Origin of the sequence: Demequina litoralis, assembly GCF_030418455.1 — a bacterium.
Classification (GTDB): Bacteria; Actinomycetota; Actinomycetes; order Actinomycetales; family Demequinaceae; genus Demequina; species Demequina litoralis.
In genome coordinates this window covers 264,281-279,359 of the sequence record NZ_JAUHPW010000001.1, presented here as the reverse complement: position 1 = coordinate 279,359, position 15,079 = coordinate 264,281, and the positions used below count along the sequence as shown (strand labels likewise).

The following is a 15,079-nucleotide window of genomic DNA, read 5'->3' as shown; positions in this document are numbered from 1 at the left end:
CCCAGTTATCTCTGTAAGGACACCCCTGTGGCGACTTCGAACGACATCAAGAACGGCTCCGTGCTCAACCTAGACGGCAACCTCTGGTCCGTCATCGAGTTCCAGCACGTGAAGCCCGGCAAGGGCGGCGCCTTCGTCCGTACCAAGCTGAAGAACGTGCTCACGGGCAAGGTCGTCGACAAGACGTTCAACGCGGGCGCCAAGGTCGAGTTCGAGACCGTCGACCGCCGCGACATGCAGTACCTGTACTTCGACGGCACCTCGTACGTGTTCATGGACCCGTCGTCGTTCGACCAGATCCCCGTCTCCGAGGCGGTCATGGGCGACGCGACGGACTACCTGCTCGAGAACGAGTCGGCCGTCATCGGCTCGCACAACGGCAACCCGATCTTCCTCGAGCTCCCGGGCTCCGTGGTCCTCGAGGTCACCTACACCGAGCCGGGCCTCCAGGGCGACCGCTCGTCGGGCGGCACCAAGCCCGCCACGCTCGAGACCGGCAAGGAGATCCAGGTTCCCCTGTTCCTCGAGGCGGGCACCAAGGTCAAGGTCAACACCTCGACCGGCGAGTACCAGTCCCGCGTCAACGACTAGTGGCCGCCCGCACCAAGGCGCGCAAGCGCGCCCTCGACGTCCTCTTCGAGGCGGACCAGCGCGGCGAGAACGTGCTGGCCGCGCTGGACCGTCGCGTCCTCGACTCGGGGCGTGAGACGCCGCTCCCGACGTACTCGATCGAGATCGTGCGCGGGGTCGTCGCGTGGTGGCCCGAGCTGAACTCGATCATCCAGCAGGCGTCGCCCGAGTGGCAGCTCTCGCGGATGCCCGCGGTCGACCGTGCGCTGCTGCGCATCGGCGCGTGGGAGATCTTGTGCAACGACGAGGTCGAGACCGCCGTCGCGATCGACGAGGCCGTGTCGCTTGCGGCCGATCTGTCGACCGATGACTCGCCGGGCTTCGTCAACGGCATCCTCGGGACGATCGCACGCGAGGCGCCGGCGCTGCGGCACGCGGAGTAGTTCGACTCTTGGTTTGGGGAAGGGCCTGTGCCTCCTTCGGGAGGCGCGGGCCCTTCTTCTTTGCCCCCGCGCCACCCCTGTGGACAACTGTCCGGTTTGTCGGGCTCGTTGTCTGACCTGGATGGTGGACTTGTCGCATGGCCGAGTCGACCGTCGCCGATCCCCTCGAGGCGCTGCGTGTGCGTGTCGAGGCGTCGGGCGGGCTGCCTGACTGGGATGCGGTGGCGCTGATGCGTGAGGCGGTGGGTCGTCGGCGTGAGACGGATCTGGTGGTCGCGCAGATGGCCGCGAGGCTCGCGGTGCGGTCCGGGCCGGGGCGTGCGGGGATCGCGAGCCGGCAGGGGTTCCGGGGGGTCGATCAGCTGATCGCGTCGGAGACCGGCGGCACGGTGGCTGAGGCCGAGCGGCTGCGGATCCTGGGCACGGCGCTGTACGGGACGCCGGACGATGCGCCGGGCGGTGCGTCGGTGCTGCCTCACCTTGCGTACGAGGCCAGGGAGGGTCGGCTGAGCGCGGATAAGTTCGTGCTGCTGCGTGAGGTGCTGATGAGGCATCCGGACGCGCGTGACATGGACGGGCTGCCGGTGGACGATGCGGTGCGGGCCACCCCGTTGGGGCGGCTGCCGTTGGCGCGGGTGGAGAGGATGGCCGTCGACAAGGCGGTGATCTCGCCGCTGAGGACGGTGCGGTCGCTGGTGGCGCAGCTCGAGGCGGGGCTGACGCCGCCGCCGACGGGGGAGGAGCAGTACGAGGAGCTGTACCGGGCACGGCTGGCGACGTTGCGTGAGGAGGCCAACGGCATGGTCCGCCTCGTCGCGATGCTGGACCCGCTCACCGCCGCCCCGCTGCTCGCTGCGTTGGACGGGTACATGAAGAAGCAGTTCCGGGAGGCGCGCGAGGACGGCGGCGAGGATTCGCCGACGCCGGGTCAGATGCGTGCGGACGCCCTGGGCTGGCTCGGGCGGCACGCGAACGGCTGCCGGAAGCCCCACGACGCCGTCAAGACCACCGTCAACATCCGCATCTCGCTCGCCGATCTCCAGACCGGCGACGGATATGGCGAGATCGACGGGATCAGGCGTCCACTGCCGGGGGCTCTGCTGGGCTGGTATGCGGCGGATGCGGAGCTCATCCCCACCGTGCTGGGCACGCGCGGCGAGGTCCTCGACCACGGGCACGCGGAACGCCTGTTCACGGCTGCCCAGCGCAGGGCGATCGCGCAACGCGACCGGGGCTGCGCGTGGTGCGGAGCGCCGCCGAGCTTCTGCGACGTCCACCACATCCGCTACTGGGTCGACGGCGGCAGGACGGACCTCGACAACGGCATCATGCTGTGCGTGACCTGTCACCACTGGATCCATCGCGATGGATGGGCGATCCGATTCCGCCAGGGCAGCCCCGAGTTCATCCCGCCCGCCTCGATCGACCCCGACCAGCGGCCCCGCCCCGGCTATCAGGCACGCATCAGGCTCGACCAGGCCGAGATGGTCGAGGCGAGCCGCGCCGGACCACCCTGAGGAGGGAGGCGGGGTGAGAGACGGTGGCGGGGCGATGCATGAGTCGTGAGGCGCGGCTTTCTGCGTCGACGCGCGATGCCGGCCGGCTACGCGCGACCTTCGCGGAACAGGCGGCGTCGCTCGGCCACGTCCTCGTTCGTCATGACGTAGGGCCAAGGTTGGGCCACCGTTCGGCTCGCCCCGCCGATGTACCGGCGTGGCGTGGCGACTGCCTCAGCCCCGTGAGCGTGCGGGCTATCCTCCTTGACCAGCGTGCATGTCGCGCAGAACAACAGGCGGCGCGGTTGGCCGTCGAGCGATGCGGTGCGTTCGCGGCGGTACAGCTCGTAGGCGCGCTCACCGCTGACTTCCTCGGCACCGGCGATCCAGTTGTGCGCGCGGCACCTCGACCCGGTGACGTGGACGATCTTCCATGCCGGGTCGTTGCCGAACACACAGATGGTGCCGCCATTGTCGGCGAGACGCTGGTTCATGGCGTGTGTGGCCACCGCGTACGAGTAGCCGTCGAACAGCTCGGGGTAGTCGGTCTCGGTGGCGATGCCAGGCGTCCTGGGGTTGGTCATGTGCTCATCTCCTCGGTACCACCGACGGTAGGCGGCGGCGCGAGAGGCGTCGTCGTCCAAGCGCAGACTCTCGGGGCTGCTGCCACAGCAGTAGGCACCAGGAGCCGCCGCGGGCGCGGCGGTCAGGTAGTGTGTGACCCGCAACCCAGACATCCTTTAAGGACCGTCCAGTGAGGCGGGGAAGGAGGTCGCCAGGTGACTGGCACCATCATGGGGGCGGCGGATATCTCGCGCGCCCTGACTCGCATCGCGCACGAGATCGTCGAGCGCAACGACGGCGCCGCCGACGTGGTCCTCATGGGCATCCCGACCCGAGGCCTCCCGATCGCGCACCGCCTCGCCGCCCGCATCGCGGACATCGAGCCCGCCTTCGACGCGGACGTCGCGACCGGCGCCCTCGACATCACGATGTACCGCGACGACCTCTTCAAGAACCCGACGCGCACCATCGGCACCACCTCGGTGCCCGACGCCGGCATCGACGATGCGGTCGTCGTCCTGGTCGACGACGTGTTCCACACGGGCCGCACCATCCGCGCCGCCCTCGACGCCATCCGCGACCTCGGACGCCCCCGCGCCGTCCAGCTCGCCGCGCTGGTCGACCGCGGCCACCGCGAGCTGCCCATCCGCGCCGACTTCGTGGGCAAGAACATCCCCACCGCCCGCTCCGAGCGCGTCGACGTGCGCCTCGAGGAGATCGACGGCGAGGACGCCGTGATCCTGCGGAAGGGGGAGTGACGATGCGCCACCTCCTCTCCACCAAGGACCTGAGCCGGGACGACGCGATCCTCATCCTCGACACCGCCGCCCAGATGGCGGCCACCCAGGAGCGCGAAGTCCGCAAGCTGCCGACCCTGCGTGGCAAGACCGTGGTCAACCTCTTCTTCGAGGACTCGACCCGCACCCGCATCTCCTTCGAGGCCGCCGCCAAGCGCCTCAGCGCGGACGTCATCAACTTCTCCGCGAAGGGCTCCAGCGTCTCCAAGGGCGAGTCCCTCAAGGACACCGCCCTCACGCTGCAAGCCATGGGCGCCGACGCGGTCGTGGTCCGTCACTGGGCCTCCGGCGCCGCCTACCAGCTCGCCCACGGCGGCTGGCTCCACGGCTCGGTCCTCAACGCGGGCGACGGCACCCACCAGCACCCGACCCAGTCGCTGCTCGACGCCTTCACTATCCGCAAGCACCTGGTGACCGAACCGACCGGCAACGACCTCGCGGGCCTCACCGTCGCGATCGTCGGCGACGTGCTCCACAGCCGCGTCGCCCGCTCCAACGTGCACCTCCTTCACACGCTCGGCGCGAAGGTGGTCCTCGTCGCCCCGGCCACCCTGGTCCCGGTGGGCGTCGAGCCCTGGCCCTGCGACGTGGTCCACACCCTCGACGAGGCGATCGAGTCCTACGACATCGACGCGCTCATGATGCTCCGCGTCCAGCGCGAGCGCATGACCGGCGGCGGCTTCTTCCCGAGCCCCAACGAGTACACGCGCCTCTTCGGCCTCGACGGCGACCGCCTGCGCCGCCTGCCCGACCACGCCATCGTCATGCACCCCGGCCCCATGAACCGGGGCCTCGAGATCTCGGCCGAGGCCGCCGACTCGTCCCGCTCCGTCATCGTGGAGCAGGTCGCGAACGGCGTCGCCGTCCGCATGGCCGCCCTGTACCTGCTGCTTGCCGGAGAGGAGGGCGCCCAGTGAGCCGCCCCATCGTCATCGAGAACGCGTCCCTGTACGGGGACACCACCGCCACCCTCCTCATCGAGGACGGCGTCATCAGCGCGGTGGGGGAGACCGTCGAGAAGCCGGACGATGCGGTGGTCGTCGACGCGACCGGCCTCGTCGCCCTCCCGGGCCTCGTGGACCTCCACACCCACCTGCGCGAGCCCGGCCGCGAGGACGCCGAGACCATCGAGACCGGCTCCCGCGCCGCCGCCCGCGGCGGCTGGACCGCCGTCTTCGCCATGGCCAACACCAACCCCGTGGCCGACACCGCCGGCGTGGTCGAGCAGGTGTGGAGCCGCGGCCGCGAGATCGGCCTCGTGGACGTGTTCCCGGTCGGCGCGGTGACGGTCGGCCTCAAGGGCGAGCACCTCTCGGAGATGGGCGCCATGGCGAACTCCAAGGCGAAGGTCCGCCTCTTCTCCGACGACGGCGTCTGCGTCTACGACCCGGTGATCATGCGCCGTGCCCTCGAGTACGTGAAGACCTTCGACGGCGCCGTCGTCCAGCACGCGCAGGACCTGCGCCTCACCGAGGGCTCGCAGATGCACGAGGGCGTCGTCAGCGCCGAGCTCGGCCTCGCCGGCTGGCCCGCCGTCGCCGAGGAGTCGATCGTCGCCCGCGACGCGCTGCTCGCTGAGCACGTCGGCTCGCGCGTCCACGTGCAGCACCTCAGCACCGCCGGGTCGGTCGAGATCATCCGCTGGGCCAAGGCCCGCGGCATCAACGTCACCGCCGAGGCGACCCCGCACCACCTCCTCCTCACCGACGAGAGCGCGCGCACCTACGACCCGCTGTTCAAGGTCAACCCGCCGCTGCGCACCCAGGCGGACGTCGACGCCCTGCGCGCGGCCGTCGCCGACGGCACCATCGACATCATCGCCACCGACCACGCGCCGCACGCGGCCGAGGACAAGGACTGCGAGTGGGCCGCCGCGTCGTTCGGCATGCTCGGCCTCGAGACCGCGCTCGGCGTCATCCAGAAGGCGCTCGTCGACACCGGAGCCCTCACCTGGCGCGACGTCGCCCGCCTCATGTCGGAGACCCCGGCCCGCATCGGCAAGGTCGACGCGGAGCACGGCCGCCCGCTCGCCGAGGGTGAGCCCGCCAACATCACCCTCGTGGACCCGAAGGCGGCCTGGACCGTCGACGGCGCCCAGCTCGCCTCGCGCGCCAGCAACACCCCCTACGGCGGCACCGAGCTGCCCGGCCGCGCGGTCGCGACCCTGCTGCGCGGCGTCCCCACCCATCTCGACCCGCAGCTGGAAGGAGCCTTCGCATGAGCGATCGCGCAGTCCTCGTCCTCGAGGACGGTCAGACGTTCGAAGGCCGCGCGTACGGCGCGACCGGCGAGACGCTCGGCGAGATCGTCTTCAACACCGGCATGACCGGCTACCAGGAGACGCTCACCGACCCGAGCTACCACAAGCAGATCGTCGTGATGACGGCGCCGCACATCGGCAACACCGGCGTCAACGACGAGGACGACGAGTCGCGCCGCTACTGGGTCGCCGGCTACGTGGTCCGCGACCCCGCACGCCGTCCCAGCAACTGGCGCGCGCAGCGCAGCCTCGACGAGGACCTCGTGAGCCAGGGCGTCGTCGGGATCTCCGGCATCGACACCCGCCAGCTCACCCGCATCCTCCGCACCGCGGGCGTGATGCGCGCCGGCATCTTCTCCGGCGAAGCCCTCGCGGGGGACGATGCGCTGCTCGAGCGGGTGCGCAACGGCGCCCAGATGAAGGGCGCCCACCTCGCGGACGAGGTGTCGGTCACCGAGCCCTACACGGTGGAGCCGGAGGGGGAGCAGGTCGCGCACGTCGTGGCCGTCGACCTCGGCATCAAGGCGATGACCCCCCAGCAGATGGCCCAGCGCGGCATCAAGGTGACGGTCGTGCCCTCGACCACCCCCGCATCGTCCATCCTGGGGATGAACCCGGACGGCGTGTTCTTCTCGAACGGCCCCGGCGACCCGGGCGCCGCCGATGCGACCGTCGCGACCCTGCGCGAGGTGCTCGATGCGAAGGTGCCGTTCTTCGGCATCTGCTTCGGCAACCAGATCCTGGGCCGCGCGCTCGGGTACGGCACCTACAAGCTGCAGTTCGGCCACCGCGGCATCAACCAGCCGGTGATGGACCGCACCACCGGCAAGGTCGAGGTCACCGCCCACAACCACGGCTTCGCCGTCGACGCGCCGCTCGAGGGGGAGTCCGACTCCCCGGCGGGCTACGGCCGCGTCAAGGTCAGCCACGTGTGCCTCAACGACGACGTGGTCGAGGGCCTCGAGTGCGTCGACATCCCGGCGTTCTCGGTCCAGTACCACCCCGAGGCCGCGGCCGGTCCGCACGACGCCTCGTACCTCTTCGACCGCTTCCTCGACCTCATGAAGGGCCAGCATGCCTAAGCGCGACGACATCAAGTCCGTCCTGGTGATCGGGTCCGGCCCGATCGTCATCGGCCAGGCCTGCGAGTTCGACTACTCGGGCACCCAGGCGTGCCGCGTCCTCAAGGCCGAGGGCATCCGCGTGGTGCTCATCAACTCCAACCCGGCCACGATCATGACCGACCCGGAGTTCGCCGACGCCACCTACGTCGAGCCCATCACCACCGAGGTCATCGAGCGCGTCATCGCCAAGGAGCGCCCCGACGCGCTGCTCCCGACCCTCGGCGGCCAGACCGCCCTCAACGCCGCGATCGACGCGGCGGAGGCGGGCATCCTCGAGAAGTACGACGTCGAGCTCATCGGCGCCAACCTCGAGGCCATCCACCTGGGCGAGAACCGCGAGCTGTTCAAGGGCGTGGTCGAGCGCTGCGGCGCGGACTCCGCCAAGTCCGTCATCTGCCACACCATGGACGAGTGCCTCGCCGCCGCCGAGGAGCTCAACTACCCGGTCGTGGTGCGCCCGTCCTTCACCATGGGTGGCCTCGGCTCCGGCTTCGCGTACGACGAGGAGGACCTGCGCCGCATCGCGGGCGCCGGCCTCCACTACTCGCCGACCACCGAGGTCCTCCTCGAGGAGTCGATCCTCGGCTGGAAGGAGTTCGAGCTCGAGCTCATGCGCGACAAGCACGACAACGTCGTGGTCGTGTGCTCGATCGAGAACGTCGACCCCGTGGGCGTCCACACAGGCGACTCCGTGACGGTGGCGCCGGCCCTCACGCTCACGGACCGCGAGTACCAGCGCATGCGCGACATCGGCATCGCGATCATCCGCGAGGTCGGCGTCGACACCGGCGGCTGCAACGTCCAGTTCGCGATCCACCCGGACACCGGCCGCATCATCGTCATCGAGATGAACCCGCGCGTGTCCCGCTCGTCGGCCCTCGCGTCGAAGGCGACGGGCTTCCCGATCGCCAAGATCGCCGCGCGCCTTGCGATCGGCTACTCGCTCGACGAGATCCCCAACGACATCACCGGCTCGACCCCCGCATCGTTCGAGCCCACGCTCGACTACATCGTGGTCAAGGTGCCCCGCTTCGCCTTCGAGAAGTTCCCGGCGGCCGATGCGGTGCTCACCACCACCATGAAGTCCGTCGGCGAGGCGATGAGCCTGGGCCGCAGCTTCACCGAGGCGCTCGGCAAGGCGCTGCGCTCGATCGACAAGAAGGGCATGAACCTCCACTGGGACGGCCCGGTGCCCAGCGGCGACGAGCTCACCGCGCTGCTCGAGGCCATCGCGGTCCCCACCGAGAAGCGCTTCGTCCAGGTGCAGCAGTGCCTCCGCGCCGTCGAGGCGGGCACGATCACGCTCGAGGACGTCTTCGACGCCTGCAAGATCGACCCGTGGTTCCTCGACCAGATCCTGCTGATGAACGAGGTTGCCACGACGGTCAGGAACGCGGCGACGCTCGACGCGGACCTCCTGCGCGAGGCCAAGGGCCACGGCCTGTCCGACCAGCAGATCGCCGACCTTCGCGGCCTCAAGGTCAACGAGGTCTTCCAGATCCGCAAGGCGATGGGCGTCCTCCCGGTCTTCAAGACCGTCGACACCTGCGCCGCCGAGTTCGAGGCCCGCACGCCGTACCACTACAGCTCGTACGACGCCGAGACCGAGGTGCAGCCCCGCGACCGCGAGGCCGTCATCATCCTCGGCTCGGGCCCCAACCGCATCGGCCAGGGCATCGAGTTCGACTACTCGTGCGTCCACGCGGCCCTCACGCTCAAGGACCGCTACGAGACCATCATGGTCAACTGCAACCCCGAGACCGTGTCGACCGACTACGACACCGCCAACCGCCTCTACTTCGAGCCGCTGACGTTCGAGGACGTCATGGCCGTCTACGAGGCGGAGAAGGCCGTGGGCCCGGTCAAGGGCATGTTCGTCCAGCTGGGCGGCCAGACCCCGCTGTCCCTCGCGCAGCGCCTCGAGGACGCGGGCGTCCCGATCCTCGGCACCACCCCCGAGGCGATCGACAACGCCGAGGACCGCGCCGCCTTCGGCCGCGTCCTCGACCACGCGCAGCTCCCGGCCCCGGCCTACGGCACCGCGCACGGCATCGAGGAGGCCGTCGAGATCGCCGAGCGCATCGGCTACCCGGTGCTCGTCCGCCCGTCCTACGTGCTGGGCGGGCGCGGCATGGAGATCGTCTACGACCGCGAGCAGCTCGAGGACTACGGCACCCGCATGGGCGACGTGGGCGACCACGCCACCGATGCGCCGCTGCTGGTCGACCGCTTCCTCGACGACGCGATCGAGATCGACGTCGACGCGCTGTTCGACGGCGAGGAGATGTTCCTCGGCGGCGTCATGGAGCACATCGAGGAGGCCGGCATCCACTCGGGCGACTCCGCGTGCGTGCTGCCGCCGTTCTCGCTGTCCAAGGCCGAGCTCGAGCGCATCCGCGCCTCGACCGAGGCGCTCGCCCGCGGCATCGGCGTACGCGGCCTCATGAACGTGCAGTACGCGCTCGTGTCGGACGTGCTCTACGTCCTCGAGGCGAACCCGCGCGCGTCCCGCACCGTGCCGTTCGTCGCCAAGGCCACCGGCGTCCCGCTCGCCAAGGCCGCGTCCGAGGTCATGGCCGGCGCCACCATCGCGGAGCTCAAGGCGAGCGGCATGCTGCCCGAGCACGACGCGGCCACCATCGACATGGCCCAGCGCGTCGCCGTCAAGGAGGCCGTCCTGCCCTTCAAGCGCTTCCGCACCCACGAGGGCATCGCGGTGGACTCGGTGCTCGGCCCCGAGATGCGCTCGACCGGCGAGGTCATGGGCTTCGACGAGACCTTCCCGCTCGCCTTCGCCAAGTCGCAGTCCGCGGCCTTCGGCGGCCTGCCCACCGGCGGCAAGGTCTTCGTGTCGACGGCCGACCGCGACAAGCGCTCGATCACGTTCCCGGTGGCGCGCCTGCGCCAGCTGGGCTTCGAGATCCTCGCGACCGAGGGCACCGCGCAGGTGCTCACCCGCATGGGCATCCCGTCGACCGTGGTGCGCAAGCACTCCGAGGGCCGCGGCCCGAACGGCGAGCCGACCATCGTGGACGTCATCCACGAGGGCGGCGTGGACCTCATCATCAACACGCCGTCCGGCCAGGGCGCGCGTGCCGACGGCTACGAGATCCGCGCCGCGGCGACCGCGGCCGACATCGCCATGGTCACCACGACCCAGCAGCTGTCGGCGGCCGTCCTCGCCATCGAGGCGCTCCAGGCCGGACCGTTCGAGGTGCTGAGCCTCCAGGACGCCGCGCGCGCCTAGAAGTGGCACCGCGGGTCGCGCATCGTCCCCCGGAGGACGATGTGCGACCCGCCCGGGCGCGCCCGCGCGCCCTCTCAACATCGCAGGTAGAGTGACAACGGCTGCACATTTCGGGCAGCCCATGAGGGAGGTAGGGATGGCGTTCGGCGCCCGTCTCGCGGCCGCGATGGACCAGCACGGTCCGCTCTGCGTGGGGATCGATCCCCACCCCGGGCTCCTCGCGGCATGGGGCATGAAGGACACGGCGCAGTCGCTGGTCGACTTCGGCGACGCCGTGCTGGAGGCGAGCGCGGGGGAGTGCGCCGCCGTCAAGCCCAACGCGGCATTCTTCGAGCGGCACGGCTCCGCCGGCGTCGCGGCACTCGAGCACGTGCTCGGCCGCGCCCGCGAGCTCGGGCTGCTCTCCGTGCTCGACGCGAAGCGCGGTGACATCGGCTCGACGATGCGGGGCTACGCCGAGTCGTACCTGCGCCCGGGCGCGCCCCTCGAGTGCGACTCGCTCACCGTGTCGCCGTACCTCGGCTTCGGCTCCCTCGCCCCCGCGCTCGACCTTGCGCGCGAGCACGGCAAGGGCATCTTCGTGCTGGCCCTCACCTCGAACCCCGAGGGGCCCGAGGTCCAGCACGCCATCACGCCGGACGGCCGAGCCGTCGCGGCCGTGGTCGCCGACGCGGCGGCCGCGCTCAACAGCGGTGCCAGCCCCATGGGCGACGTCGGCCTCGTCGTCGGCGCCACCGTGGGGGACGCGGTGCAGCGTCTCGGCATCGACCTCGACCGGGTCAATGGTCCCATCCTGTCGCCCGGAGTGGGTGCTCAGGGGGCTGGACCAGCGGAATTGTCCCTGGTCTTCGGGAACGCGCGGGGTCGCGTGCTCGTCAATCAGTCGAGGGGCGTGCTCAAGGCCGGCCCCACTGTCGAGAAGCTGCGCGAGGCCGTCATCGAGGCCTCGTCCGCGGCCAGGAGCATCCTGCGCTAGGCGCAGGGGAAAGGGAGAGGCCATGGCCACCCCGGAACTTACCGATGAGCAGCGCGCGGCCGCGCTGGTGAAGGCCACGGCGGTGCGTTCCGCGCGCCGCGTCTTCAAGGAGCAGCTGACGCGCGGCGAGATGAGCCTCGCCGAGGCGATCCGCAAGGCGAAGGCCGACGAGGCCCTCGCGGGCATCCGCGTCCGCGACCTGCTGCAGTGCCTGCCCGGCATCGGGCCCAAGCGCGCGCAGCTGGTGATGGAGGAGATCGGCATCTCCCTCGCCCGCCGCATCCGCGGGCTCGGCCAGCACCAGGTGGAGGCCCTCATCGAGCGCGAGCGCAGGTGAGCAGACTCGTCGTCCTTGCCGGTCCTACCGCGGTCGGCAAGGGCACGGTCGTGCGCGCGCTGCGCGACATGGCCCCCGAGGTCTACATCTCCGTGTCCGCGACCACGCGGGCCCCGCGGCCCGGCGAGGTCGACGGCGTCCACTACCACTTCATCGAGCGGGACGACTTCGACCGCCGCATCGACGCCGGCGAGTTCCTCGAGTGGGCGACCGTGCACGGCCAGAACAAGTACGGCACGCTTCGCGGCCCCGTCGACGAGCGTCTCGCCGAGGGTGAGCCGGTTCTCCTGGAGATCGACCTCCAGGGCGCCCGCCAGGTCAAGGAGACGATGCCCGACGCGCACTTCGTGTTCCTGTCGCCCCCGTCGTGGGACGAGCTGGTCAACCGGCTCGTGGGCCGTGGCACCGAGGACGAGGAGGAGCGCGAGCGTCGCCTCGCCACCGCCCGCGACGAGATGGCGGCGGTCGCGGAGTTCGACCAGGTGATCGTCAACGACACCGTCGAGCGCGCCGCCGCGGAGCTCCTGTCCGTGGTCCGTGGAACCCGGTAGAATGCTGGAAGTCTTTTTCAAACCTTAAGGAGCAACCGTGGCCGGAACCGTCGCGAACCCCATCGGCATCACCAACCCGCCCATCGACGAGCTGCTCGAGAAGGTCGACTCGAAGTACGCGCTGGTCATCTACGCGTCCAAGCGCGCCCGCCAGATCAACTCGTACTACGAGGCGCTCGGCGAGGGCCACTTCGAGAACGTGGGCCCGCTCGTCGAGGCCGACACCACCGACAAGCCGCTGTCGGTCGCGCTCCGCGAGCTCAACCAGGGCGACCTGCTCGAGCTGGGCGACTCCGCCGAGCAGCAGTAGCCCGTGCGCGTCCTCCTGGGCGTCACCGGCGGGGTGGCGGCGTACAAGGCCGCCATCGTGCTGAGACGCCTCAAGGAGGACGGCCACACCGTCCGCGTCGTCCCCACGCCTGCCGCGCTGCAGTTCGTGGGGCGCGCGACGTGGGAGGCCCTGTCCGGCCTGCCCGCGACGGCGGACACCTTCGACAACGTCCCCGCGGTCGAGCACGTCAGGCTCGGCCAGCAGGCGGACCTCGTGCTGGTCGCCCCCGCGACCGCCGACTTCCTCGCGCAGCTCGCCCACGGCGAGGCCCGCGACCTCCTGGGCAACGCCCTCCTCGCGACCCGCGCCCCCGTCGTAGTGGCGCCCGCGATGCACACCGAGATGTGGGAGAAGGCCTCCACGCAGGCCAACGTCCAGACCCTCCGCTCGCGGGGGATCACCGTGATCGAGCCCGCCGTCGGCCGCCTCACCGGCCCCGACTCCGGCCCCGGTCGCCTGCCCGAGCCCGACGACATCGTCGCCGCCGCGTACGCGGCCGCCCAGGGCGCGCTGCCGCCCGAGACCCTGTCGCCCGGCGGTGAGTGGGGCGACCTCGTCGGCACGCGCATCGTCATCACCGCCGGCGGCACCCGCGAACCGCTCGACGCCGTGCGCTTCCTCGGCAACCGCTCGTCCGGCCACCAGGGCTTCGCCCTCGCCGAGGCCGCCCGCGAGCGCGGCGCCGACGTCACCGTCATCGCCGCCAACGTCACGCTCCCGCTGTCGGAGGGCGTCGCGCGCGTCGACGTCGAGACCAGCGCGCAGCTGGCCGATGCGGTGCGCACCGCATCGTCCACCGCCGACGTCGTCATCATGGCCGCCGCCGTCGCCGACTACCGGCCCGCCGAGGTCGCCGACGTCAAGCTGAAGAAGGACGGCTCGGGCGGCATCACGCTCGAGCTCGTCGAGACCGAGGACATCCTCCGCGGCCTCGTCGAGGAGGCCGTGCCCGGGCGCACCGTCGTGGGCTTCGCCGCCGAGACGGGGGACGATGCGGCGTCCGCCGTGGACCACGCGCGCGCCAAGGCGCGGCGCAAGGGCGCCGACCTGCTGGTCTTCAACCCCGTGGGCGGCGGGAGGGGCTTCGGCGACGTGCCCAACGAGGTGACGATCCTCGACCGTGACGGCGGCGAGGTGGCGCGCGCGGCCGGCACCAAGCTCGCGGTCGCGCATGCGGTGCTCGACGCCGTGGTCGGTGCCCGCCAGTAGGCTTGCGCCCATGAACAGGCTCTTCACGTCCGAGTCCGTCACCGAGGGCCACCCCGACAAGATCTGCGACCAGGTCTCCGACGCGATCCTCGACGAGATGCTCCGCCAGGACCCGCTGTCGCGCGTCGCCGTCGAGACCATGGTGACCACCGGCCTCGTGCACGTCGCCGGCGAGGTGACCACGGAGGCGTACGTCGACATCCCCGGCATCATCCGCGGCGTCGTCAACGACATCGGCTACACGTCCTCGCACGTGGGCTTCGACGGCGACTCGTGCGGCGTCTCGGTGTCGATCGGCGAGCAGTCCCCGGACATCTGGATGGGCGTGGGCCACGCCACCGACTCCGACGTCGACGAGCTGGGCGCGGGCGACCAGGGCCTCATGTTCGGCTACGCGTGCCGCGACACCCCGGAGCTCATGCCGCTGCCCATCCACATGGCGCACGGACTCACCTCGCGCCTGGCCGAGGTGCGTCGCTCCGGCGAGGTCGAGGGGCTGCGCCCCGACGGCAAGGCGCAGGTGACCATCGGCTACGACGGCGACCGCGCGGTGTCCGTCGACACCGTCGTGGTGTCGACCCAGCACGCCGAGTCCATCGAGACCGCGGACCTGCGGGCGGCCGTCGAGGAGCTCGTCATCGCTCCGGTGCTCGCTCGCTACGAGCTCGACGCGGGCGCCCACCGGTCGCTCATCAACCCCACGGGACGCTTCGAGATCGGCGGCCCCAAGGGCGACGCGGGCCTCACCGGCCGCAAGATCATCGTCGACACGTACGGCGGCATGGCCCGCCACGGCGGTGGCGCGTTCTCCGGCAAGGACCCGTCCAAGGTCGACCGGTCCGCCGCCTATGCGATGCGCTGGGTCGCCAAGAACGTGGTGGCCGCGGGGCTCGCGGACCGCTGCGAGGTGCAGGTCGCGTACGCGATCGGCACGGCGCACCCCGTCGGCCTGTACGTCGAGACCTTCGGCACCGCGACGGTGCCCGAGGACCGCATCGTCACCGCGATCCGGGACGTCTTCGACCTGCGCCCCGGCGCGATCATCGCGGCCCTCGACCTGCGCCGCCCCCTCTACCGCCAGACGGCGGCCTACGGCCACTTCGGCCGCGAGCTGCCCGACTTCACGTGGGAGCGGACCGACCGCGCCGACGACCTCGCCGCGGCCGCCGGCTGA

General features: G+C 71.0%; 15 protein-coding genes. 14 read left to right on the top strand and 1 reads right to left on the bottom strand.

Translation table 11 applies throughout. The features are described from left to right. The first annotated feature begins 27 nt into the window (after window positions 1-27). The 3 genes from efp to QQX09_RS01275 all read left to right on the top strand — a co-directional run bounded on the left by efp (window position 28) and on the right by QQX09_RS01275 (window position 2,530). Window positions 28-591: an elongation factor P gene (efp, locus tag QQX09_RS01285; protein WP_062311681.1), complete on the top strand. Its 564-nt coding sequence runs from the start codon at window positions 28-30 to the stop codon at window positions 589-591. After that, the gene (gene nusB, locus QQX09_RS01280; RefSeq protein WP_062316504.1) at window positions 591-1,013 is read left to right on the top strand and encodes a transcription antitermination factor NusB; all 423 of its coding nucleotides are present in this window, start codon (window positions 591-593) and stop codon (window positions 1,011-1,013) included. The genes efp and nusB overlap by 1 nt, the downstream gene beginning before the upstream one ends. A 137-nt stretch (window positions 1,014-1,150) precedes the next feature. Continuing rightward, a complete protein-coding gene (locus QQX09_RS01275; RefSeq protein ID WP_301130895.1) occupies window positions 1,151-2,530 on the top strand; it encodes an HNH endonuclease in 1,380 nt (459 codons plus the stop codon). 86 nt (window positions 2,531-2,616) lie between these two features. Here QQX09_RS01275 and QQX09_RS01270 read toward each other — a convergent pair whose 3' ends face one another. Then, window positions 2,617-3,093 carry a hypothetical protein gene (locus QQX09_RS01270; protein WP_301130894.1) on the bottom strand — a complete coding sequence of 159 codons (477 nt, stop codon included), beginning with the start codon at window positions 3,091-3,093 and terminating at the stop codon, window positions 2,617-2,619. Between the two features lie 210 nt (window positions 3,094-3,303). On the opposite strand from QQX09_RS01270, the gene pyrR reads away from it, so the two are divergent. The 11 genes from pyrR (at window position 3,304) to metK (ending at window position 15,079) form a co-directional block, all read left to right on the top strand. Beyond that, on the top strand, window positions 3,304-3,831 hold the full coding sequence (pyrR, locus tag QQX09_RS01265; RefSeq protein WP_301131151.1) for a bifunctional pyr operon transcriptional regulator/uracil phosphoribosyltransferase PyrR: 528 nt from the start codon (window positions 3,304-3,306) through the stop codon (window positions 3,829-3,831). Window positions 3,832-3,833: 2 nt separating this feature from the next. Continuing rightward, window positions 3,834-4,787 (top strand): aspartate carbamoyltransferase catalytic subunit, encoded by a 954-nt coding sequence (locus QQX09_RS01260; RefSeq protein ID WP_301130893.1) that lies wholly within the window; start codon window positions 3,834-3,836, stop codon window positions 4,785-4,787. Next, the gene (locus QQX09_RS01255; protein WP_301130892.1) at window positions 4,784-6,091 is read left to right on the top strand and encodes a dihydroorotase; all 1,308 of its coding nucleotides are present in this window, start codon (window positions 4,784-4,786) and stop codon (window positions 6,089-6,091) included. Before QQX09_RS01260 ends, QQX09_RS01255 begins: the two co-directional genes overlap by 4 nt. Next, complete coding sequence (carA, locus tag QQX09_RS01250; RefSeq protein WP_301130891.1) at window positions 6,088-7,212, top strand: glutamine-hydrolyzing carbamoyl-phosphate synthase small subunit; 1,125 nt, start codon at window positions 6,088-6,090, stop codon at window positions 7,210-7,212. Before QQX09_RS01255 ends, carA begins: the two co-directional genes overlap by 4 nt. After that, complete coding sequence (gene carB, locus QQX09_RS01245; RefSeq protein ID WP_301130890.1) at window positions 7,205-10,501, top strand: carbamoyl-phosphate synthase large subunit; 3,297 nt, start codon at window positions 7,205-7,207, stop codon at window positions 10,499-10,501. Before carA ends, carB begins: the two co-directional genes overlap by 8 nt. A gap of 136 nt (window positions 10,502-10,637) precedes the next feature. Further along, on the top strand, window positions 10,638-11,477 hold the full coding sequence (pyrF, locus tag QQX09_RS01240) for an orotidine-5'-phosphate decarboxylase (RefSeq protein WP_301130889.1): 840 nt from the start codon (window positions 10,638-10,640) through the stop codon (window positions 11,475-11,477). 22 nt (window positions 11,478-11,499) lie between these two features. Next, window positions 11,500-11,814: an integration host factor, actinobacterial type gene (mihF, locus tag QQX09_RS01235; RefSeq protein ID WP_062295605.1), complete on the top strand. Its 315-nt coding sequence runs from the start codon at window positions 11,500-11,502 to the stop codon at window positions 11,812-11,814. Further along, on the top strand, window positions 11,811-12,365 hold the full coding sequence (gene gmk, locus QQX09_RS01230; protein ID WP_301130888.1) for a guanylate kinase: 555 nt from the start codon (window positions 11,811-11,813) through the stop codon (window positions 12,363-12,365). The genes mihF and gmk overlap by 4 nt, the downstream gene beginning before the upstream one ends. 37 nt (window positions 12,366-12,402) lie before the next feature. After that, the gene (gene rpoZ, locus QQX09_RS01225; protein WP_062311690.1) at window positions 12,403-12,675 is read left to right on the top strand and encodes a DNA-directed RNA polymerase subunit omega; all 273 of its coding nucleotides are present in this window, start codon (window positions 12,403-12,405) and stop codon (window positions 12,673-12,675) included. Between the two features lie 3 nt (window positions 12,676-12,678). After that, entirely contained in the window at window positions 12,679-13,905 is a 1,227-nt protein-coding gene (gene coaBC, locus QQX09_RS01220) for a bifunctional phosphopantothenoylcysteine decarboxylase/phosphopantothenate--cysteine ligase CoaBC (RefSeq protein ID WP_301130887.1), read from the top strand. A gap of 10 nt (window positions 13,906-13,915) precedes the next feature. Continuing rightward, window positions 13,916-15,079, top strand: coding sequence for a methionine adenosyltransferase (gene metK, locus QQX09_RS01215; protein ID WP_301130886.1), 1,164 nt, complete (start codon window positions 13,916-13,918; stop codon window positions 15,077-15,079).